At 46.6% G+C, this 22110-nt stretch carries 17 protein-coding genes; 16 read left to right on the top strand and 1 reads right to left on the bottom strand.

Annotated elements, in window-relative coordinates; all coding sequences use genetic code 11:
• The first annotated feature begins 11 nt into the window (after positions 1 to 11).
• From GON05_RS08955 to GON05_RS08925, 7 genes are all read left to right on the top strand, one after another.
• The gene (locus GON05_RS08955) at positions 12 to 764 is read left to right on the top strand and encodes a sugar phosphate isomerase/epimerase family protein (protein WP_157318840.1); all 753 of its coding nucleotides are present in this window, start codon (positions 12 to 14) and stop codon (positions 762 to 764) included.
• Positions 765 to 791: 27 nt separating this feature from the next.
• Positions 792 to 2021: a Tm-1-like ATP-binding domain-containing protein gene (locus GON05_RS08950; RefSeq protein ID WP_157318839.1), complete on the top strand. Its 1230-nt coding sequence runs from the start codon at positions 792 to 794 to the stop codon at positions 2019 to 2021.
• Between the two features lie 7 nt (positions 2022 to 2028).
• Positions 2029 to 2856, top strand: a complete 828-nt coding sequence (locus GON05_RS08945) for a phosphoenolpyruvate hydrolase family protein (protein WP_157318838.1) — start codon at positions 2029 to 2031, stop codon at positions 2854 to 2856.
• A 157-nt stretch (positions 2857 to 3013) separates the two neighbouring features.
• Positions 3014 to 3664, top strand: coding sequence for a GntR family transcriptional regulator (locus tag GON05_RS08940; RefSeq protein ID WP_157318837.1), 651 nt, complete (start codon positions 3014 to 3016; stop codon positions 3662 to 3664).
• Positions 3665 to 3765: 101 nt separating this feature from the next.
• Positions 3766 to 5046, top strand: coding sequence for a cytosine permease (locus tag GON05_RS08935; protein ID WP_157318836.1), 1281 nt, complete (start codon positions 3766 to 3768; stop codon positions 5044 to 5046).
• Positions 5047 to 5160: 114 nt separating this feature from the next.
• Complete coding sequence (locus tag GON05_RS08930) at positions 5161 to 6642, top strand: amidase (protein ID WP_157318835.1); 1482 nt, start codon at positions 5161 to 5163, stop codon at positions 6640 to 6642.
• A 2-nt stretch (positions 6643 to 6644) separates the two neighbouring features.
• Entirely contained in the window at positions 6645 to 7361 is a 717-nt protein-coding gene (locus GON05_RS08925; RefSeq protein ID WP_157318834.1) for a 5-oxoprolinase subunit PxpA, read from the top strand.
• 69 nt (positions 7362 to 7430) lie between these two features.
• Here GON05_RS08925 and GON05_RS08920 read toward each other — a convergent pair whose 3' ends face one another.
• Positions 7431 to 9344: an endonuclease MutS2 gene (locus tag GON05_RS08920; RefSeq protein ID WP_309491783.1), complete on the bottom strand. Its 1914-nt coding sequence runs from the start codon at positions 9342 to 9344 to the stop codon at positions 7431 to 7433.
• A 435-nt stretch (positions 9345 to 9779) separates the two neighbouring features.
• Here GON05_RS08920 and GON05_RS08915 point away from each other — a divergent pair, with 435 nt between their 5' ends.
• From GON05_RS08915 to GON05_RS08875, 9 genes are all read left to right on the top strand, one after another.
• Entirely contained in the window at positions 9780 to 12095 is a 2316-nt protein-coding gene (locus GON05_RS08915; protein WP_157318833.1) for an AraC family transcriptional regulator, read from the top strand.
• Positions 12096 to 12281: 186 nt separating this feature from the next.
• Positions 12282 to 13241, top strand: a complete 960-nt coding sequence (locus GON05_RS08910; RefSeq protein ID WP_157318832.1) for an ABC transporter permease — start codon at positions 12282 to 12284, stop codon at positions 13239 to 13241.
• A gap of 25 nt (positions 13242 to 13266) precedes the next feature.
• Positions 13267 to 14148 (top strand): carbohydrate ABC transporter permease, encoded by an 882-nt coding sequence (locus GON05_RS08905; protein WP_127454831.1) that lies wholly within the window; start codon positions 13267 to 13269, stop codon positions 14146 to 14148.
• A gap of 67 nt (positions 14149 to 14215) precedes the next feature.
• A complete protein-coding gene (locus tag GON05_RS08900) occupies positions 14216 to 15358 on the top strand; it encodes an enolase C-terminal domain-like protein (RefSeq protein WP_157318831.1) in 1143 nt (380 codons plus the stop codon).
• 53 nt (positions 15359 to 15411) lie between these two features.
• Entirely contained in the window at positions 15412 to 16938 is a 1527-nt protein-coding gene (locus GON05_RS08895) for an extracellular solute-binding protein (RefSeq protein WP_157318830.1), read from the top strand.
• 70 nt (positions 16939 to 17008) lie between these two features.
• On the top strand, positions 17009 to 17860 hold the full coding sequence (locus GON05_RS08890; protein WP_157318829.1) for an aldo/keto reductase: 852 nt from the start codon (positions 17009 to 17011) through the stop codon (positions 17858 to 17860).
• A 117-nt stretch (positions 17861 to 17977) separates the two neighbouring features.
• Positions 17978 to 19222: an MFS transporter gene (locus GON05_RS08885; RefSeq protein ID WP_157318828.1), complete on the top strand. Its 1245-nt coding sequence runs from the start codon at positions 17978 to 17980 to the stop codon at positions 19220 to 19222.
• Positions 19223 to 19770: 548 nt separating this feature from the next.
• Positions 19771 to 21084, top strand: coding sequence for an ABC transporter substrate-binding protein (locus GON05_RS08880; RefSeq protein ID WP_157318827.1), 1314 nt, complete (start codon positions 19771 to 19773; stop codon positions 21082 to 21084).
• A 94-nt stretch (positions 21085 to 21178) separates the two neighbouring features.
• Positions 21179 to 22099 carry a carbohydrate ABC transporter permease gene (locus GON05_RS08875; protein ID WP_127454821.1) on the top strand — a complete coding sequence of 307 codons (921 nt, stop codon included), beginning with the start codon at positions 21179 to 21181 and terminating at the stop codon, positions 22097 to 22099.
• Positions 22100 to 22110: the final 11 nt, after the last annotated feature.

Raw genomic sequence — 22110 nt, 5'->3', positions numbered from 1 at the left:
GGAGAATAGATATGACGATCAAATTGGCGTTTTCCAGACCTACCTCCACGACGGAGGAACAGACTTTGCTTTTTGAACAATACGGAGCCGTTGGATATGACGGACTTCAATTAAAGGAAGCGCAATATGCCCCTTTTTTGTTAAAACCGGAAGGTTTCATAGAAGCTTGGGGCGGTTTATCAGGCAGCAGTTCAGCTTTAATAACAGGCGGAAATTTGGATGATGCCAGTGTTGAGAAGCTGCGTAATGTGTTTCATTTCGCTTCGGCGGTCGGCACGGAACTTATTGTTTACTGCCATGGGATTCCTAGAGCCAATGTGACCCCGGCAGACATTCGCAGATATGCGGACGTTCTTTCGGATTTGGGACTTGAGGCGCAACAGCAGGGGCTGAAGCTATCACTTCACCATCATTTTAATAATCCCGTTATGCATCGCGATGATTTTGATATCTTTTTCAATCAAATTAAAGAGCACTCGATTGGACTCACAGTCGATACGGCTCATTTGGTGAAATCTGGTATCGAGGATGCAGCAGAAATCATACGCAGCTTTGGACACGTCATCGATAATTTTCATCTGAAGGATTTTGATCAAGGGGAATGGAAGGTGCTCGGTCAAGGTTCTATTGACTTTGGTCCCATTTTCCAAGCGATTCATGAGATCGGCTATCAAGGATGGATTTCTGCGGATGAGGAAAGCGGTGGCAGTGTAACCGAGGGTATGAAGGATTGCTACGCATTTATGAAAAACGGATTGAACTGAAATCAGTTCGTGGAGGTGCTGGTAACGATGGGTAAAAAGGCAGTTCTTATCGGAGCCTTGGATACGAAAGGTCAAGAGTTTCTATTTGTAAAAGAAAAACTGGAAGCTTGCGGGGTGACAACGTTCACCGTAGATACTGGTGTACTTGGCAATCCGTTGTTTCAACCTGATGTATCCGCCGATGAAGTTGCAAGAGCTGGCGGTTCGAGCATTGAGAAGTTAAGAAGTGGTAAGGATCGGGGAACAGCTATTGCGGTTATGACCCGAGGCGCTGCTGAAATCGTTACCGGCCTCGAAAAACAGGGAATTGTAGGTGCAGCCTTTGGAATGGGAGGGACGGCGGGTACGACAGTGGCGGCATCTGCCTTGCAGGGTTTACCCATTGGGGTTCCTAAGCTAATGGTTTCCACTGTGGCATCGGGCAATACGAAACCCTATATAGGCATCAAAGATGTAACCATGATGTACTCCGTCGTTGATATAGCCGGAATAAATCAGCTATCCCGTCGAATACTGAGCAATGCAGCTCACGCGTTGGCAGGAATGATCAATTATATGGAGACGGAACAGGGGACTACTGAAGATAAGGTTACGCTCGGCATCACGATGTTCGGCGTGACGACTCCATGCGCGACACGTGTACGAGAAATCCTGGAGGAGCGTGGTTACGATCTGCTTGTCTTCCATGCCACTGGAACAGGTGGATTGGCGATGGAGGAGCTAATCAAAGCGGGATATATCCAGGGCGTTGCGGATATAACGACCACGGAATTGGCGGATCATTTGGTTGGCGGTATATTCGATGCCGGACCAAATCGTCTGGAAGCAGCCGGAATAGCGGGTATTCCGCAGGTTGTTTCGGTTGGGGCGCTCGATATGGTCAATTTCGGTCCACCGGAGACCGTACCGGCGCAATTCAAGGAGCGAATCTTTTACCAGCACAACCCGACAACAACATTGATGAGAACGACCATAGCGGAGAACAGAGAACTGGGCCGGTTATTAGCTACTAAACTGAACGCGGGCATTGCTCCGACCATTGTCGTGTTTCCTAAAGATGGCGTTTCTCTGCTGGATATGGATGCCAAGCCTTTTGAAGGTAAGGAAGAGCGTCGGGCGTTGTATGAAGGAATAAAAGAGCATCTCAGATCGAACATTCCGATGATTGATATGGAGCAAGATATTAATGATCCGGCCGTAGCTGAAGTAATTGCAGATAGTTTGCTTCAATTAATAGAACGAAATAAGAGAGGGTAAGAAAACAATGGCGATGCAAAGAAAGGAAATCGTAAGCAGATTGCGGTCGCAAATTGAACAGGGCCGTTTCATTGTAGGAGCAGGAGCGGGAACGGGATTATCGGCGAAATGTGCGGAAGAAGGCGGCGTCGATCTGATTATTATTTATAATTCCGGGCGTTATCGGATGGCAGGTCGGGGATCCTTAGCCGGATTAATGCCATATGGGGATGCCAATCAGATTGTTATGGAGATGGGCGGCGAGGTTCTGCCTATTGTCAAAAATACGCCTGTATTGGCCGGGGTATGCGGGACAGATCCTTTCCGTTTGATGGATGTATATCTGAAGCAGTTGAAAGAGATGGGTTTCTCGGGTGTGCAAAACTTTCCTACCGTAGGCTTGATCGACGGCACCTTCAGGCAAAACCTGGAGGAAACGGGGATGGGCTATGAGCTGGAGGTCGAGATGATTCGTAAAGCTCATGCCTTGGATTTATTGACAACCCCATACGTCTTTAATGAGGACGATGCGATTCAAATGGCGAAGGCCGGTGCGGACGTGCTTGTCGCGCATGTCGGACTAACGACGAAGGGCAGCATCGGAGCCAAGACGGCGCTTTCACTTGATGAATCGGCGGAGCTCATTCAACGTATTTATGAGGCCGGTAAATCTATTAATCCGGATATATTGGTCATCTGTCATGGTGGTCCGATATCTGAACCGGCAGATGTTGAGTATGTGCTAGGTAAAACCAACGGGATAGCGGGGTTCTTCGGAGCCTCCAGCGTAGAGCGCTTACCTACCGAGATTGCCATTACCGAGCAGGTAAAAAGATTTAAGAGCTTAAGCAAGTGATAAATGAAGGGCCGCCCCTGCTTGGGGGCGGCCCTCATTTATTTTAATAGGATATAAATTGCCTTCTTAAATAGTATTGACGTTTCGTCTTGGTCTTGTCATAATAATGTTAATTTAAAAAGTGTGATCACATATCACAAATCACGGAGGTAAGCGAATGAGTGACATAATCAAAGTGCCATCAGTGAATAACGAAGTGTACGACCGGTTAAAACAACGCATTACTCTTGGGGTGATCCCGCCTGGGAAGAAAATATCGATTCGCACGATAGCGGAATTGTTTGGCGTCAGTACCATGCCTGTGCGAGAAGCGCTGCGTATGCTGCAGGCGGAAGGTTTTATTACATTCGAAAGGCGCAGCGTGACCGTCAACGAACTGTCGGTGGAAGAAGTGAAGCAAATGTTCACCATCCGCAAACACCTTGAAATGCTCGCCGCGGAGTGGTCCCTTGAACATATAACAGATACTGATCTGGGGGTCTTGGAAGACATCCTGGAATCAATGGCCAATCCAAACATGGACGTGACAGAATGGAGGAAGTTGAATAAGCTCTTTCACTTACGATTTTATGAATGTTCCAAGTCTTCGCATGTGCTCGAGCTGATTAAGAATGTTTGGGATAAAGTAGAGCCTTACATGACGATTTATTCGTCTTCCGTTGACGATTTTCAAGAAGCGCATATTCAGCACCGCGAGATTTTGGATTTGATTCAGCAGCGTAACCTCCCCTTGCTTCTCGAGAAGATCGCCGATCATCTGATTTATACTTGCGATGTGGTTTTAAAAGCTCTATCGAATAAAAAGTAAATTCATGAAGGGGGTGAATGCCATGACATGAGCTGTAAGGCGTTTAAGGTTCCAAGAAAAGAGTGGGAGTTGAAAATTAGAATTAGCGGAGGTGTATTCAAATGAGTCAAACATCAGTTGATAATGAGCTTTTTGAGAGCGAGTACGAACATACACCCGTTCCAGCTGATAAACGAAAGTCTTTGTTATCCGTTATGTCCGTATGGGTTGGATTTCCAATGATTATTACCGGTGCTGTCACCGGCGCCACGCTCGTACATGGGTTGGGCTTCATGCGGGGCATACTTGCAATGGTTCTTGGTAATGCCTTGCTATTTGCTTATGTCGGACTCCTTAGCATGCTTGGGGCGAAGGACGGGTATAATTTCTCCCTGCAAGCTTCAAAGACCTTTGGGCGAAAAGGATATATGGTTTCTTCCGCGCTCTTGTCTACGCTCGTCATAGGGTGGTTTGCTGTACAGACGGGCTTAACCGGCGTTAGTATGGGGAGTGCATTTGGTGTGAATCAAGTGCTCATCGTGGTGATTGCGGGTGTATTGTACTTGTTGTTGACGCTGTTAGGTATCAAGGCATTGTCTGTGATAGGCATTATATCCGTACCTCTGTTTCTCGTATTAGGATTGTACTCTGCCGTGGAAGCTGTCGGGAACGGGCATGCCGTTATGGCCTATGCCGGTAATCCTGATTCCCCGTTGGCGTTCTGGGTCGGTGTCACACTCGTATTCGCCTTATTCGCGGATTCGGGAACGATGACGTCGGATTTTACCCGCTGGGCAAAAAATCGTAATCACGCATTAATTGCGACATTTGCGGCATTCCCCATTTCAAATCTGATTGCAATGATCGTGGGAGGTGTTATTGCTGCAGCAACACTAAGCGGCTCAGGTGACGTATTCGGTGTCATTGTGGCGAAAGGCGGATTTTTAACTTGGATCGCGGTGCTGTTTCTCTTCGTTAATCTAGGAACGGTCTGCTCACACTGCTTGTACAATGGAGCCGTCGGTTGGTCGCACATTACGGGGACCAAGATGCGCACAATGACCATCTTACTCGGCATTATTGGCATTCTGGTTGCGGCGCTTGGTATATGGGGTTACTTCATCAACTGGCTGAATCTCCTAGGTGTGATCGTGCCGCCAATCGGTACGATTATCATTATGGACCAGCTGGTAACGCGTAAAGCGTCGACTGCCATCGACGGCAATATTCGGTACCAGCCTTTCCTTGCTTGGGGAATCGGTTCAGCTGCTGCTCTTTTCGCCAATTACCAGTTTCCTAGTGTATCTACTGCGATTTGTGGAATCATCATATCCGCTATTGCCTATTGGATGATTTCTAAGAAGTCATCCGTCGTTGCTCCCAAAACGGCAGCAGCAAAATAGCAATGGAATCAGCAGCGAGAGATGCGTCTGCCAACGCGTCTCTCCGACCAAGCCAGGGAGATTCATTGCTGACATTGTAGCATATTTGCATAGACAGAAAAAGGAGTTGATCGTATGGATACTTTTACATATATGGAAGCTTCCGTGGAGTCGTTCCACGAAGCTTTGAAGGCAAAGATCGTTACTGGAGCAGATTTGGTACGATGGTACCTAGATAGAATAGATTCTTATAATAATCAAGGCCCTAGTATACAAGCGATTGTAACTGTTAATCCCTCAGCGCTGGATGAAGCGAAGGCGCTGGATGCTTTTTTTGCCGAAACGGGCGAGTTCAAAGGCCCGTTGCACGGGGTGCCCGTGCTTGTGAAAGACCAAGCCGAGACGGCCGGCATCCGCACAACATTCGGTTCCATAGCATTCGCGGATTACGTACCGGAACAAGACGCCTCGCTGATTAAGCGGCTCCGCCAAGCAGGGGCGATCATTCTTGCGAAGACGAGTATGTGTGATTTCGCAGCAGGGTGGTTCTCCTTTTCCTCAATGACAGATCACACGAAAAATCCTTATGATCTTGATCGTGAATCCGGTGGTTCAAGCGCGGGTACGAGCGCCGGTATTTCTTCGAATTTCGGTCTGATTGGTGTCGGTGAAGATACAGGTGGATCCATTCGATTACCGTCTTCTTTTAATAATTTATTCGGCCTTCGCGTCACGACTGGTTTAATCAGCCGTAACGGTTTTTCTCCGCTTGTACATTTTCAAGACACGGCTGGCCCGATTACACGTACAGTTAAAGACGCTGCAAAGCTCATGGACGTACTCGTCGGTTTTGATCGGAACGATGTTTTTACAGCCGCAACCGCTCAAACCGCGCATGCGGGACAGTACGAGGCCATGCTCGAAGGCGCCAGCATGAAGAAGTACCGAGTAGGCGTACTCACCAGTGCATTCGGTCCAGACAGTGATAGGGACTGTGCTCCTGTGAACGACAGGATTCTCTCCACGATTAGCTGGTTGAAGGAGCAAGGCGTCGAGGTCGTGGATAAGATAGAGCTTCCTAATATGGACCAGTGGATTGCCGAAACATCGCTATACACCTTGCAGTCGAAGAAAGACATCAACAACTTCTTGCAGAAGCGTCCAAACGTTCCACTCAAGAGCTTCAAGGAAGTATACGATGCTAATGCCTTTCATCCAATGAACGACTTGTTCCACGACATTAACGCCGGACCGGAGGAGCCGGAGAGTGACGAGAACTATTACCGCTCGCGGGTACGTCAAGAGGAATTCCGGCGCGCCATCGTTCACCTGATGCTGGACAATGAAGTCGACTTCTTGCTCTATCCGACCGTTCAAGTACTGCCGCCGAAGCGCGAGGAATTGTACGCCCAGAAGTGGAGCTGTCTAACGTTCCCGACGAATACGGTCATCGCTTCACAATCCGGCCTTCCGGCTATGTCGGTTCCCTCAGGATTCGCCGGTCATCTCCCCGTAGGCTTTGAATTGGTCGGAAAGCCGTTCGCAGAAGCGGATCTCTTGCGGTTCGCTTACGATTACGAACAGATGGCATCCCCAAGGAGAGAACCGGGGCTGTGAGGATGGCAATAGATTTAAATTGTGATATGGGGGAAAGCTTTGGCGTCTACCGCTATGGAGCTGATGAAGAGATGATGCCGCTCATCACTTCTGCCAACATTGCCTGCGGTTTTCATGGCGGGGACCCTCGCATCATGCGGGAGACGGTAGCCCTTGCCAAAAAGCACGGTGTACGAGTAGGCGCTCACATCGGACTGCCAGATCGTGGAGGTTTTGGTCGCAGGTATATTCAAATGTCGCCGAATGAAGTGTATGATCTCTCGTTGTATCAGCTTGGGGCGCTCGACGCGTTCCTTCGGGCGGAAGAAATGACTATGGCTCATGTGAAGCTTCACGGAGCTCTTTATATGATGGCATCCGACGATCAGGCGCTTTCCGACGCATTTACTGAAGCCGTTTACGCCTTTGACCCTTCGCTCAGCATATTTACCCTACCCGGCTGCAATACTTCGAGGAGTGCGGCACGCCTCGGCATTCGGCACATTCATGAATACTTCGCTGATCGTCCGTATTCGGATGGCAAGGTGAAGATGTTCGGATGGACGCTCGATGAGATTGGTTCGCCTGCGGACATCGCATCGCGCGTGGCTCAGCTGTTAGAGAATCCGGAATATGCAGACATCGGGACGGTCTGCGTACACAGTGACACCGCTGGCGCCCCAGCTATAATGAAAGCGATCCGAGACCGGCTGCTGCCTGTGTTGAATCCTGAAGAATGACTATGATGAGAAAAGCCCATGAGTTAAATAAACTCATGGGCTTTCGTATTTCGAACCGTAGATATCCGGTTACTCATTCTCCTTATACTCAATTGTTATCCCCTCAACATGACGTTTGCTCATCTGCTTACGCTTCTTTCGGGTGTCTTTCGATTCGAACACGATGTCCATATCGTAGTCTCCCTCCGGATATAGCTTGCTGCGCTCAATATAAAGCGACATTCTCTTGCGGTGGATGCGCACCTTCTCCTTTTGGATTTGCACCGTAATGTTTCCGCGATGATCCGGTTCACTGCACACAATGCCTGTACGGCGCAGCGAGTGCACCCAGACGCAGTCGCCAATAGCGAAATTCGGCATCGGCGCTCGCTCTTTTTTTTCTTTTAACGGGACGTTTACAGGAGGTGTTTCTCCTGTAAACGCCGCAGCTATTGCAGGCGCTTCGGGCGAGTGCTGCGTCGCCTCGTAGGTGATCATCTTTGATCTTTCGATGAGCGCTGGCGGCATACCGAGTTTTTGCGCGATATAGAAGGCGTAGGAGGAGCCGGCTTGACCAATCGTCAATTTGTAAAGGGGCTCAAGCGTTTCGCTATCAAATTCCATACGCGCATTCTCGAAGCCGGGCGCAGCGGCGGCAAATTTTTTGATCTCGTTAAAATGCGTCGTCGCGATGACCGTAGCTCCGCGGCGGTACAGTTCCTCCAGCACAGCAATCGATAGGCCAATTCCTTCGCCAGGGTCGGTTCCTGAGGCAAGTTCGTCGAGAAGGACCAGCGACGAGGGTCCAGCCTCTTTGAGAATGCCGATCACGTTTTTGACATGCGAAGAGAAGGTACTGAGCGAATTCTCAAGACTTTGTCCGTCACCGATATCGACCATAACGGATCTGTATACAGCGAATTCGCTTCCTTCTCCTACCGGAACGAGCAGACCCGACTGCACCATAAGTGTTAGCAGTCCGACGGTTTTCAGTGAAACGGTCTTGCCTCCCGTATTCGGTCCTGTAATAACAAGCGCGCGGTACTCGCCGCCGATGCGGATATCAAGCGGAACGGAATGCCTGCCGAGCAGCGGATGACGGCCGCCATGTATGGAGATCCGGCCGCGATCGTTCAGCTTGACCGTTCGTCCGTCGATTGTTTTCGCGTATTTGGCTTTTGCGAACATAAAGTCGTAATGGCCAATCGTTTCCAAGTTGATTGAAATTTCATACTTGCTATGTTCGATCAGATCCGTTAGATCGCTAAGCACTCTTGTTACCTCCGCAGCCTCCTCGGCCTGCAGGTGTAAATGCTCGCCATGCAGATCAGCGATATCAGACGGCTCAATAAAGACAGTCTGCCCGCTTGCCGACTCGTCCAGCGCCGCGCCGCCAACTTGTTTGCGGTGTTCCTTCTTCACGGACAATACGTACCGGCCTCCTCTTGTCGAGATAACGCTATCCTGCAAATAGCTGCGGTATTTGGACAAAGCGGTGTCCAGTTTCTTGCGCATGCGGTCGTCGAGGATGTTCATTTTTTTGCGGATACGCGACAAAGCAGCGCTCGCCTCGTTATCGACTTGACCGTTGCGGATACAGCGCCGAATCTCGGCCAACGGTTCATGCAATTCGTATAAGGATAGCGCATAGGAAGCGATGCGCGGACTGACGGATTCTTTCTTTTTCATAAAGTTTTTAAGCTGCTGTGAACTTTCGATGAATCTGGCGACGTGCATAAAGTCCTGTGGTGTAAAAATAAATCCTTTCCCGAAAGTGCCTATAAGCGGCTCAATGCCTTCCAGGGACGGGATCGGCACACTGGCTCCGTGGGCAATAACACTTAGCGCTTCTTCGGTCTCTTGAAGCAGGGTTGCCACGAGGGCCATTTCAATGACTGGTTCCATGTTTTGAATGTGGGCGCGGCCCAAATAACTCATGGCAAAGTCGGCCAAACGCTGTTTAATGCGGTCGTATTCCAAACGTTGATAAGTGGACTTGTTCACATGAATGCCTCCTTTTGGGTACAAAAAAAAGCGGACTGGAAACAACAATCGTTTCCAGTCCGCTTAGGGAGAAAATGATGTTCTTAACAGCATCACATGCAACCTGCCCGTAGTGCACGACAAAACAAACCTGTCCAATTGAACGGTTTACTCGCGTACGCCAAAAAAACGGGTTGCACTATGAAATTACTGGTTAAGAACGACCTCAGACATTAAAATCTCTCCTTTGTACATCTATACGGCTAATATACCCTTATCTTATGCCAATTCAGTCTGAAAATCGTGGGATAAAATAGCTTAAATCAAACTTTCCACAAGAAGTTTGAATGGTATAAAAAGGGAACCGCTGGAGGAATATGTACAAGCGTGACGAATTAATTGTTCAATACAACCAAAATAGGCGATGGGTGTGAAGATGAACGGATGAATAAGCAAATGAGTAAAAGCAGGGGAACTATATTCTGGAAAAACTTAGGTATTGTACTGTTAATTACTTGCATTCCTATTGCTTTTATAGGCGTCATTATTTACTATATCGGAACAGATCGGATCGAAACCGAAGTGAATAAGGCTCATCAGAATCAGCTCCATTCCTCGATCCAGCAATTGAACGATTATATGGCGAATCTGGAGCATTCGGTGGTGCGGCTTGCTTTTGACCGGAGTTTGGACGAGACCTTGAAGGAGTTGGATTTCGTCCAGGAATTTCAAAAAACAAACGAACTTATGAAATCGTTTTCACTTATTACGGAGTCGAATTCTCTTATTAACAGTGTAAACCTGTATTTACGTGATTCAGATAAAATCATCGGTGATGAGGCCGGGTTTGAGTCTGTCCGAACCGATGAGGATCGAAACTTGTTGAATTCTTTGCTGGATCAAGAGCGAACGATCTATTGGGATTATTCCTTAAAAAAGATAAATATGCCGGACACGATAAATAAAGCGATCATTATTAAGCTCCCCGGTGGACAAATGTATGGTTCCTTCGGAATGTTTATTATTTACCTGGACCAAAATAAATTAAACACAATGGTTCAGAAACTCGTCTCAGGCGAAGGAGTCGCTTTTCTTTTTAATGAGAATGGGGACTACTTAACGACTCCTCCAAGACAAGAAGACAGTCAAGAGCTGCTGAAGCTGGAAGATGCATTAAAAAGTCAAATATCTGTAGAAAATGCCAATGAGAATATGTTCAAATTCGATTGGAACCACAAAAAATATAACGTATCGTATGGGAGTATTTCTAAGTTAGGCAGTAAATGGACGGTTGTCACTGCTACGCCTGTATCGCAAATCGTAGCACCTGTAACTGCCTTATCCACTCTTATTGTCTGGATTAGTATGTTTGGCTTAATCATCGGGTTGCTGCTTGCATGGTTTGCCTCCAACAAAATATACGATCCCATATATCGGGTAAAGCGTCTTTTTGAAAATTCCAGAACAAACCGATCGAACGAAAAAAACGAAATTACGTATATCGAGCATCAATGGAGGCTGCAGCTTCAAGCAGAGCAAGAGCTTTCTATCCAAATTAAGCAGTCCATTCCTGCGCTTAGAGAAAGTTTTTTACTGCAATTTTCACAAGGCAATTTGTATTCACACACGGAATCTGAGCTTATTCAGAAGTTGAAGCAGCTGGATTGGGATGTTGAATCGAAAAGATTTGCCATTATGGTCGCACAGTTTCACGGTATTTCTGAATTAGGAGGAAAATTTTCAGAGCGGGATGCCCAGTTGGTTACCTTTGCGGCTTCTAATATCATTAAAGAGCTGTGCACAGAGATATCGGATATGGTGCATATCATTAACTTTCAGGATTTATCCATTGGTGTATTTTTCGTTCTGGATCCTGACAAGTCCAATGAAGCGATTAAAGCGAATTTCAACAAACTTGCCCATGACTACATCGTCGCGGTTAATAATGTTCTGCATATGAAAGTTACAATTGTGACAAGTAAAATATCCGATTCGATAAAGGACATACCCAAGATTCTGGAGCAGACAAGAAAAGCTCTCCGCTTTCGTGACCACCATACGTCCAATCAAATGTTGGATATGAATCAGTTCATGCTGACGAATACAAGCCAGAATCAGTTCCCTTTTGAGCTGGAAAGAGAAATTGTGCATACCGTCAGTATGGGGCTGGAAGAGGAAGCCATGCGGCTCATCAAGCAATTCATGCTTGAACTGCAAACCAATCATAGCGCTGAATTCATGGTTCACCAAGGGATGATGAAACTGCTCGGAACGATCCATAATGCGATGATCAAGCATGAAATAGACCTTTTCTCCTTATATGGAGGGGTTCATCTCTATGAGCAGCTTATGCAGTTGTCCGAGCCGGATCAAATCCTGGAATGGTTTCAATATAAGCTAATTAGACCTTTCGTTAAAGCATTAACGATAACCTACGATAGCAATTTAAGGGAAATGATCGATAATTTGCTTTTGCAAATGCAGAAAGACATCTTACTTGACGTTTCGCTGGAGATGTATGCAGATCAGCTGCAGATGAGCCCATCTAAGTTAAGCAAGGTGTTCAGGCAAATCAACGGAATCAATTTTATCGATACGATGGTTCGGATGAGAATTGAGAAATGCAAAGAGCTGTTGGTGACAACGGATATGAAAATCAACGATATCGCGGAGCAGCTGCACTATCAACCGTCCTATCTGATCCGAATGTTTAAAAAGAGTGAGTGCATCACTCCCCGGCAGTATCGGGAAAAGCACACGCAATCGATGTAGTAAAATATCCATCTCAAAGCGGCCCTTCTTCATGTTTGAGGGGCTTTTTTTGTTCATTTCAAAAAAAGACGATAGCCGGAAATTTTTCGAGACATAGTAAAAATTTATTATTATTGCGGTAAGTAGGCTGGTGATTTACATTTAGGCCATCAGCTGATCACAAGCATTGTAAGGGAGGATTGGTACATGGGCATCCAAGTGACGAAGGCGAATCACGAGCAACTTATTCAACGAAAGGCAAGAACTTCACTATGGTCCGAATTCAAACGTGACAAGTATTTATATCTGCTGGTTCTTCCAGGCATCCTGTATTTTCTTGTTTTCAAATATTACCCGATGTGGGGGCTAGTTATCGCCTTTCAGGACTATTCCCCCTATATGGGCGTTTTTAAAAGCACTTGGGTAGGCTTTGAAAATTTTGTTCGCTTTTTTACAAATCCCAGCTTCTTTCTATTGTTTCGAAATACCATGATGATTAGCTTGTTGAGTCTGGTCTTTTTCTTTCCACTTCCTATCTTATTGTCGCTTTGCATGAATGAGGTAACCAACAAATATTTTAAACGCGTAATTCAATCCATTGTCTATTTACCGCATTTTCTTTCGTGGGTTATTATCGCAGGGATTACCTTTTTATTGCTTTCGCAATCAAATGGGATTGTGAATATGCTGCTCGAACATGCGGGTTTTCCAAAAATGGATTTTTTGACGAATGAAAATTATTTCTGGGGGCTGCTTACCGGCCAAAACATTTGGAAAGACACAGGCTGGGGAACGATTATTTTCCTTGCAGCGATGACAGGCATTGACACGCAGCTTTATGAAGCGGCGAAAATCGATGGTGCCAGCCGGATTAGACAAATGTGGCACATCACTTTACCGGGTATCCGTAACGTTATCATTATCCTTTTAATTTTGCGTTTGGGGCAAATCATGGATGTTGGTTTTGAACAGGTGTTTCTGATGAGCAATGGCGCCGTAGCAAACGTTGCTGACGTCTTCGAAACGTATGTCTATCGCAATGGGATCCAACAAGGACAATTCAGCTATACAACGGCAGCCGGTTTGTTTAAATCCGTGATTGGACTTGTGCTTGTTATCGGGGCTAACTGGCTGGCCAAACGCTTCGGTGAAGAAGGTGTGTATTAAACGAAAACTCCGAGGAGGGAAGGCAATGAGAGAAAGCTTTGGAGACCGAATATTTGGGATGGCGATTGTTCTGCTGCTTGTTGTCATTGGCATTATTACGTTATTTCCCTTGTATTACGTATTCGTTGTTTCCTTTACGGAACCTAGTGAATACATAGAGAAATACGGCTTTGTCCTGTTCCCGAGCAAATGGAGTGTGGGCGCTTATGAATATTTGCTTTCCACATCTGCTTTCATTCGTGCAACTGGGGTCAGTGCTTTTCTGGCAACAGTGGGAACCCTTTTAAGCCTCATGATAACAGCAGCCTTCTCATTCGGACTATCCCGTAAAAGACTGCGCGGAAGAAAAGTCATGATGATCATGGTGATGGTTACGATCCTTTTTAATCCGGGCATTATCCCCGTGTATTTATTAGTCCGCGATTTGGGGCTCATAAACAGTGTGTGGGCGTTGATTGTCCCTGTTTTGACCAGCGGCTGGTACGTGATCTTGATGAAAAGCTTCTTTGACAGCATTCCTGTCGAGTTGGAAGAAGCTGCAATGATTGATGGCTGTAATGACCTAAGCATCTTTTTCCGAATTATTTTACCGCTTTCTGTCGCATCGCTGGCCGCATTCGGGTTGTTTTATGCCGTGGCCTACTGGAATACGTTCTTTAGTGCCGTGTTGTATATTAATGATTTTACAAAAGTCCCATTACAAATTGTCCTGCGCAACATGCTCATTGATTCCGATACTTCGGTCGGCGGAGCACTGGCGGTAGAGATGGCTTCGGATAAGCAGCTGCCTACTCAAACGATCAAGATGGCCGCAGTTGTCGTGTCTACGCTTCCTATTTTGATGGTATACCCGTTTTTGCAAAAACATTTTACCAAAGGTGTTATGTTGGGGTCTGTTAAAGGATAATCCCAATGTATTATTCCGGCAGGCTTGCCAAACAAATAAATATAACCATAAAGGAGATTTGAGTAGCATGAATAACTTTTCTGACTTGAATAACAATTGGAAGATTGAGAAAATCGAGCAAGTGATGATGAAGGGTGAACGCAGAAGATTGGCTGGCTGCAATGCAAGGCTTGGTGTACACGGAAAGGAAGTAAGTTTTCCTCTGGTGCGAATTACAATTGGGGGCATCACGGGTTACAGCTGGTCTCGCGTCTCTCGGGAAGCTGCTGAAGCCATGATCGGAGCTACAGTCAGCGAAATATTTTGTGAAGAACAATGGATCAAAGACCGGTTCCAAAGCATTCAATTCCCGTTATTTGATTGGCTGGCAAAGGTAAGAGAAGTGCCTGTGTATAAACTATTGAGCCAAAAAGAGTGGACATCCCCACTAACGGTTCCTTGCTATGATACATCCTTGTACTTTGATGATTTGCACCTGAGTTCAGAGCGGGACGCGGTTGCATTGCTCCAGGAAGAAGCCATGCAAGGCTATAACGAAGGTTTCCGCGGTTTCAAAATTAAAGTAGGCCGTGGCGCGATGCATATGGATTTAATGGAAGGCACCAAAAGAGATATTGCTGTTGTGAACGGGATTAGGGATGTGGTCGGTCCAAAATGTAACATTTCCATTGACGCGAACAATGGGTACAATTTGAACTTAACCAAACATGTGTTGAAAGAAACGGCACAATCCAACCTGTTGTGGATAGAGGAAGCTTTTCACGAAGATGACAGGCTCTACCGTAATCTGAAGGAGTGGCTGCGCGAGGAGAAATTGAACGTGCTGATCACAGACGGTGAAGGGTTAGCGGCCGATCCGATTGTGGAATGGGCGGAGCAAGGCCTGATCGACGCGATTCAATACGATTTGAAGGACTATGGCATTGTGAACTGGTTGAAATTAGCCAAAAGATTGGCTAAAAGCGGAGTAAAAGCAGCACCACACAATTACGGTGGTTTCTATGGTAACTTTGCTTCCGCTCAGGTATATCCAGCCATTGAAGGGTTTATGTTTGTTGAATGGGATGAGGCGCAGATTCCAGGTATCGACACTTCCGGTTATAGCATCAAGGATGGTAAAATCACCGTTCCTTCGACTCCTGGCTTTGGCCTGCACATTGACGATGCTTATTATACAAGCAAAGTTAGTGAAAGTGGCTGGACGGTATAATTCAGGCAAGGTGAACCGGTCTATCAACTACATTTATGGGAGATGAGTTAAAAATGAAAAAACTTCTCGTTTTATCTACGTTAGTTGTATCCTTTTCCCTTACAGTCGCCTGTTCCTCTGCACCTTCTTCGGCTCCGGCGAAAGATGGAGGGACGACTACAACGAAGGAAGAGACCAAAGCGCCAGCGAAGCCTACCGAAATTAAAGTTATGACCGACTTTACGATTACCCAGCCGCCGGGTGCTGATAATCCGGTTCTGAAAGAATTTGAGAAAAGAACGAATACGAAGCTGACGGTGCAATGGATTCCGGGGAGCGATTACGCGGACCGCGTCAATGTGGCACTGGCCGCAGGCGATATTGCAGATTTGATCAAAATTCCGGATATCACAACGGCTTTATTCCGGCAAATGGTCAAGCAGGGAGCATTCTGGGATTTGACACCGTATATCAAAGATTATCCGAACCTGGTGTCCATTAATCCGAAAACGTGGAGCAATACCAAAATTGATGGCAAAAGTTATGCCATTCCAGCAGGAAGGCCTTTGGATGGCGGCGGATTTTTCGACATTCGTAAAGATTGGCTGGATAAGCTCGGGCTGAAAATGCCGACCAATATGGATGAGCTTTATACGGTAATGAAAGCGTTTAAGGATAATGCGCCAGATGGCAAAAAGGATACAATCGGTTTTACGATGCGGGGATCAGCAACCATTGACGAAGTATTCCTGGGGACAGTTGGCATGTGGAAAGCTGTAGACGGTAAGCTGGTTAACATGTATCTTGAACCGGAAATGAGAGAATCGCTGGTCTACCAGCGCAAGCTGTACCAAGAAGGATTAATTCCGCAGGACTTCCCGGTTTTGAAAGAAAACCAATATTGGGAGCTCGCTACAAGCGGTAGAGCGGGAATTACGAATGAGACGCCAGAGGCGTTGTTCAGATACACAATGGACCAATGGAAAAAAGATCCGAAGGTCGAATGGACGCCGATGGTCTCTTTAGCTCCCAAAGCAGGAGGCAAGCCTTATGTGCCCCAAGGTACAGGGATGAATGGTGTACTGGCTATACCGAAATCGGTTCCAGAACAAAAAATGAAAGCTATTTTAAACTTCGTGAATTATGGTTCCGGCGGCGAAGGGCTGGATTTAACCTTGTATGGGATTAAAGATGTTCATTATACGCTTACGGACGGTTTAAAAGTATCGAATGATAAAGCGGTGGCAGACAGCGTAGGAACAGCAACATGGGGGAAAATGTTCAGTACACCAGTCGTTGATTTGTGGCAATATGCGGCTGGCATGCCCAAAGAGGTTTATCAGCGAAACATGAAAATCACGGAAGAAAGAGCGAAGGTTTCCGTTGGTAATCCGGCAATTGGTCTTGTATCGGATACGGATATTAAGCTGGGTGCCGATTACAAGAAAAAAATCGCCGATATGAAAACGCAAGTCATCATCGGGAAAATTGCATTGGAAGATTGGGATAAATATATTGACACGCTGAAAAAGGATCCGAACTACCAAAAAATTACGGAAGAGTTTAATGTCGAGTACAAAAAGCGACTAGCTCAAAATTAAAATTATTTGCTGGAGGTAAGGGGATCCTTGCCTCTTTGTTTTTTAACTAATGAATAAGGAGTGTAAAAACATGGAATATGTAGCGTTCGGAAAAACAAATGTCATGGTAAGTCGGATCGGCTTTGGCGGAGCTCCAGCGGGATTGAGGAATTATTTGCAGGAGTACAATCCCGATTTGCCGGAGAACAATAACCACATTATCGCAGCCATTGATGCCGCACTTGAAGCAGGAATTAATTATTTCGATACGGCACCCGGATACGGAAGTGGAAAAAGCGAAGAACTGATGGGATATGCTTTGAAGGGCAGCCGCAACGCTGTTTTTTTGGCAAGCAAAGCGAAAATATGCCCTCCTGATGATCTGAGGCGATCCCTTGAACAGAGTTTGCAGCGCCTGCAGACCGACCGATTAGACTTTTTTCAGCTTCACGGTACCAGTTACAAGGACCAAGATGTGCAACAGGTATTGCACGAAGGGATATTGGAGCAAATGATGCAATTCAAAGCGGAGGGCTTGGTTCGATTTATTGGCTTTACGAGTGAAGATTCGAACAGAGCTGTCTATGATTTCATCCAATGCGGGCAATTTGATATCATGCAGATTTGTTACAATATCTTGATGCAGCATCCCTATGATCCGAACAGACCCTTTGGCAGTATACTTGAAGCGGAAAAAGCAGGCTTGGGTATTGCGGTTATGCGGGCGTTTACTTCAGGAGTTTTTCAACGTTGGATGGCGATGGTGCATCCGGAAAACCATTTTGATTATACCGAGGCATTAATCCAGTTTGTGCTTTCTAATCCTCATGTCGATGTTGCCCTGATCGGTATGCGGAATGCCGAGGAAGTCCGGAAGAATGTGGCTATTTGTGACAATCTTTCGGGCAGGGTGGATATTAGGCAAATGTTTACTTACTATTGATGGATTGGGTAAAAGAGGGCCGGGACTCCGTTGGGGTTCCGGTTTTTATGATTCATGTTGAACCCTGCGCCCCTGACATGTAAGATAGGTTCATACAGCAAGAGGAAGGGAGCAGCTATGTGGTCGTACACAGTCGGTTTATTCCGAGATTTATCCCCTGGCGTCAAACGATTTATTGCCACTGAAAGCTTATTTGGCATCGGCGCTGGTATTTTCAACTTGATTTTAAACTTACATCTGCTGGACCTCGGCTTCTCCAAAGAGGACGTGGGGCGCATCACCTCGCTGGGAGCACTGACCGTGGGGCTGACCAGTCTCCCGGCAGGGATCGTCGTCAAATACATAGGCCGTAAAACGATGCTTGTTATCGGTATGCTGCTGGCTTTTTTAGCGTTAATCATTTTTGGATTCGGCACCAGTGTCGGCATGATTACCACCGCACAGCTCACTTGGTCCCTTAGTATTAGCGCCATTGTGAATTCGGAAATCCAGCTGATTTTTCAATATTGCCGCACGAAAAAAGAAGAGACCAGCGCTTACTCGCTGCTGTTTGCGATCTTTACCTTATGCACCGGCATTGGCACATGGTTGGGAGGCTATCTCCCGTTGTGGCTGCCAGGGCACAGCACGCTGTACCAATACGCCTTTTTCGTAGCTGGCGGCTGTTTGGGGCTATCCGGTATTCTAAGGGGAGTGCTGCTTCCGTCTGCCAACGACCGATCCGTTGCAACCGAAAAGTCAGAGACTTCCGCAGCTCCGTCTTCAGTCAAGATCAAGAAAGCGCATGCCTATTCGCTCATGTTCCTGCTTGCATTGCTTATCTTTAATTCTGGCTTTACCTTTGGACTGTTGAGTCCGTTCCTCAACGTCATATTGAAGTTTAGATTTGGGATGGAGGACAGCAGCATCTCTGGGTTGCTAGCTCTCTCCGGTGTGTTCTTTTTTGTCGGTTCACTTCTCGTTCCGTATCTAATGGAGCGTATGGGCAGCCGCAATGCCTTCGTATTCCTGTTTCTGTATAATATCGTAGTGGTAGGACTGATGGCGCTTACTATGCCTAGCTCCGTCTTCGCCGTGCTGCTGATGATTCGAGGCACTGGCTTTACGATGCTGAACAACATGATGGACAGCGAATGCATGTCCGCCGTTGCCGAAGAAGACCGCAATGTTTTTGCAGGGATGAGGACGGTTTCACGGAGTATCGGCAATACGATTGCGTCGTACTGGGCGGGGTACATTTTGGCCGCCAATCATTACGCTTTGCCATTTTTGTTAACAGCCGTAGCTCTGCTGACGGGGTTTGCGGTGTATGCTTGGTTCGTGCAGGGCAAGCTGGCTCAGAGACTGCAAGGGCAGACGTAAGGTTAGTAACTAGAGATGATCCCTAAATGTATAGGGGTCATCTTTTTTTTGTTGTTCGTTGGCGGAGCTGAAAGTAAAAAGAAGGCTTATGCTGCATTTTATACAACATAACGGCGTGTTCTGACCGTGAATCCGGTCTTTCGTTGCACAATATACAACCATTTGCTGCGAAAAAGTGAGATATAAGCGGTTTAGCGCATGTATGGTTGTACTAAGTACAATATAGAGGCGATCTGACCCCCAATTAAAGTCAAATGGTTGCATAAAGTACAACATAGGCTGCTGCTGCAGTCATAACTCGGTGAGCGAATGGTGATAGGTGGCAAACGATGCCTCGGGATGAATCCATATCGTACATTTGAATACCCATCGTAAGATCGTCTACTTCCTTACATCTGCATGCGCTTACAATCTTAAATTTGTTCCCCAATGATCATCCTTTTATCGGTTTAGACCGGGGCGTTAACCCTGTAAAGTAATAACCAAGGGAGCCAAGTGAAAAGGCTTTCGCAAATCATCCATCAATCAGAGAGAGGGTTGTACGTACGATGAAAAAGAAATTAACCAGTTTGCTGATGGCCAGTGTAGCACTTACCTTAGTCATTTCCGGTTGCTCGAGCACAAAAGAAAGCGCTGCCACCAACGCGGCATCGACAGCAGCAGCTACAGAGAAAGCAGCTGCGAGCAAACCGGCAAGCCCAGTCGAAATCACATTTTGGAATATGTTCGGCGGTGGAGAGGGCGATTTCGTTGACCAAATTATCAAAGGTTACAACGAATCCCAGAAAGAAGTCACCGTGAAGCAGCTCCGCCTTGAGTCCAACGAATATTACGCGAAGCTTAGCACAGCGCTTTCTTCCTCCAAAGGACCGGACGTCGCCGTCGCGCACGTGGACCGCATTTCACCGTTTGTGAAAGCGAAGCAAATTGTCCCGGTGGATCAGTTGGCCAGCAAAATCGGCTTTGATTTAAAACAAATTTCCGACTCGAATATCAAAAGCGTCTCCTACGATGGCAAGCCCTACGCAGTTCCGCTAGACACGCATTTCCATATGTTCTATTACAATAAAGATTTGCTGAAAAAAGCTGAACTGCTGAACGATGACGGCACACCGAAGCTCGGCGACCTATCACCGGAGGGCTTCAAGAAGACACTCGCACAAATCCATGCGAAAGTGCCGGATGTGCAAGCACTTGCTGTAAATACGCCGTATTTCCAAGAGCCTTTCTTGAACCTGTATTATGAAGCGGGTGGCGACTTGCTGAACGCAGAATCGAACAAAGCGGCCATTAATAATGAGAAAGCGCTCAATGTTTTGAAATTCTACATGGACCTTTATAACAACAAATATACAGATCTCAATGATAAAACCCCTTGGGATTCGTTCCACAACGGCAAAGCGGCATTCTGGTTCGGCGGCGTGTGGGAAGCGGGTCTACTGCTCGGAGAAAAATCGCCAAACATCGGCGCTATGCCGCTCCCGGCCATTTTCGGAAGCCAAACGCATTGGGGAAGCTCTCATTTGCTCGTTATTCCAAGCTACGTAGCACCTGAGAAACAAGAAGCGGCAGCTAAATTCATGAAGTACTTCTCGGAAGTTGGCGGCAAAACTTGGGGGCAAGCAGGCCACGTGCCGGCGAACAGCGCTGTAACAACAAGCGATGAATACAAAAAGCTGCCTTACCGCAATTACTTCATCGAAGCGCAAAAAACGGTGAAATTCGCACCGAAAACCGATAAATACACGACGATCATCACGACAGTTTCGGAATCGCTTCAAAACATTATTTTCGGCAAGCAATCCCCTGAAGACGGGCTGAAAACGTTGGATAAGCAAATTAACGACATTTTATCCAACTAGTCTGAGTATGCCAACCGGTGAGGCTGCATCAAGCAAGGCGGCTTCACCCGGTTTTAGTTTGGAGTACAGAGCAAAGATTGAAGGAGTATACCCTATGGAGACTAAAGTGAGAGAGAACGAGGGGACGGTTGTCCTTCGAAAAACCTACGTATGGCCTTTTCTTAATGACTGGAAAGCGATTTTGTACCTGATACCGTTCCTCATTCCCTTTACGATTTTCTACCTCTGGCCGGTATGTCGGGGGGCGTGGATGAGCCTGCATGTGTGGAACATTCAAGGCATGCAAAAGTTTGTTGGTTTCGCGAATTACAAGAAAATTTTCACCGATTCAGACTTTTATTTGTATATGTGGCACTCGGTTTACTTCGTTTTGATTTGTACGCCGGCGGTTATTGTGCTTGGACTGGTACTGGCGCTGCTGATCAATCAAAAAATTGTATTTCGAACAACGATTCGTTCGATTTTCTTCTTGCCGTATGTGCTTTCGGTTTCTGTTATCAGTTTTATTTGGCTGCGTATGTTCGACTCCAAGTACGGACCGATCCATGCTTTTTTAAAGCTTATTGGCATCCCTGGAGAAATTCATTGGTTAACGGATAAGAATTTTGCGTGGTGGGCGATTACAATAACGACCAATTGGTGGACGGTTGGGTTCGTCATGGTCTTGTTTCTAGCTGGATTACAAGAAATTCCCACGGATCATTATGAAGCTGCGAAAATAGATGGCGCTAGCGCTTGGAAGCAATTTTGGCATATTACGCTCCCAGGTTTGTCTAGAGTCATGAAAATACAGGTGTTTTATCAGGTTATTGCGTGTCTGAAACTTTTCGGGCAAGTTCAAATCATGACAGGCGGCGGTCCGGGCGATTCGACGAATACGATGATCAGATACATTTATGTGACAGGGTTTAAAAAGGATATGTTCGGCCTTGCTTCCGCTCAGTCCATTGTTTTTTGTCTCATGATGCTGCTCATTGCCCTGATTCAATTTAAACTGACAGATCGTCAAGACTAACGGAGGTCCCA

It is taken from the genome of Paenibacillus anseongensis (assembly GCF_009757995.1).
Taxonomy (GTDB): Bacteria; Bacillota; Bacilli; order Paenibacillales; family NBRC-103111; genus Paenibacillus_E; species Paenibacillus_E chondroitinus.
The sequence above is the reverse complement of the archived record's forward strand: the minus strand, read 5'-3'. Positions and strand labels throughout refer to the sequence as shown.

Excerpts from the sequence above, each read along its gene's own strand:
- GON05_RS08955 (WP_157318840.1), top strand. The coding sequence starts at position 12 with ATGACGATCAAATTGGCGTTTTCCAGACCTACCTCCACGACGGAGGAA.
- GON05_RS08950 (WP_157318839.1), top strand. The coding sequence starts at position 792 with ATGGGTAAAAAGGCAGTTCTTATCGGAGCCTTGGATACGAAAGGTCAA.
- GON05_RS08945 (WP_157318838.1), top strand. The coding sequence starts at position 2,029 with ATGGCGATGCAAAGAAAGGAAATCGTAAGCAGATTGCGGTCGCAAATT.
- GON05_RS08940 (WP_157318837.1), top strand. The coding sequence starts at position 3,014 with ATGAGTGACATAATCAAAGTGCCATCAGTGAATAACGAAGTGTACGAC.
- GON05_RS08935 (WP_157318836.1), top strand. The coding sequence starts at position 3,766 with ATGAGTCAAACATCAGTTGATAATGAGCTTTTTGAGAGCGAGTACGAA.
- GON05_RS08930 (WP_157318835.1), top strand. The coding sequence starts at position 5,161 with ATGGATACTTTTACATATATGGAAGCTTCCGTGGAGTCGTTCCACGAA.
- GON05_RS08925 (WP_157318834.1), top strand. The coding sequence starts at position 6,645 with ATGGCAATAGATTTAAATTGTGATATGGGGGAAAGCTTTGGCGTCTAC.
- GON05_RS08915 (WP_157318833.1), top strand. The coding sequence starts at position 9,780 with ATGAGTAAAAGCAGGGGAACTATATTCTGGAAAAACTTAGGTATTGTA.
- GON05_RS08910 (WP_157318832.1), top strand. The coding sequence starts at position 12,282 with ATGGGCATCCAAGTGACGAAGGCGAATCACGAGCAACTTATTCAACGA.
- GON05_RS08905 (WP_127454831.1), top strand. The coding sequence starts at position 13,267 with ATGAGAGAAAGCTTTGGAGACCGAATATTTGGGATGGCGATTGTTCTG.
- GON05_RS08900 (WP_157318831.1), top strand. The coding sequence starts at position 14,216 with ATGAATAACTTTTCTGACTTGAATAACAATTGGAAGATTGAGAAAATC.
- GON05_RS08895 (WP_157318830.1), top strand. The coding sequence starts at position 15,412 with ATGAAAAAACTTCTCGTTTTATCTACGTTAGTTGTATCCTTTTCCCTT.
- GON05_RS08890 (WP_157318829.1), top strand. The coding sequence starts at position 17,009 with ATGGAATATGTAGCGTTCGGAAAAACAAATGTCATGGTAAGTCGGATC.
- GON05_RS08885 (WP_157318828.1), top strand. The coding sequence starts at position 17,978 with ATGTGGTCGTACACAGTCGGTTTATTCCGAGATTTATCCCCTGGCGTC.
- GON05_RS08880 (WP_157318827.1), top strand. The coding sequence starts at position 19,771 with ATGAAAAAGAAATTAACCAGTTTGCTGATGGCCAGTGTAGCACTTACC.
- GON05_RS08875 (WP_127454821.1), top strand. The coding sequence starts at position 21,179 with ATGGAGACTAAAGTGAGAGAGAACGAGGGGACGGTTGTCCTTCGAAAA.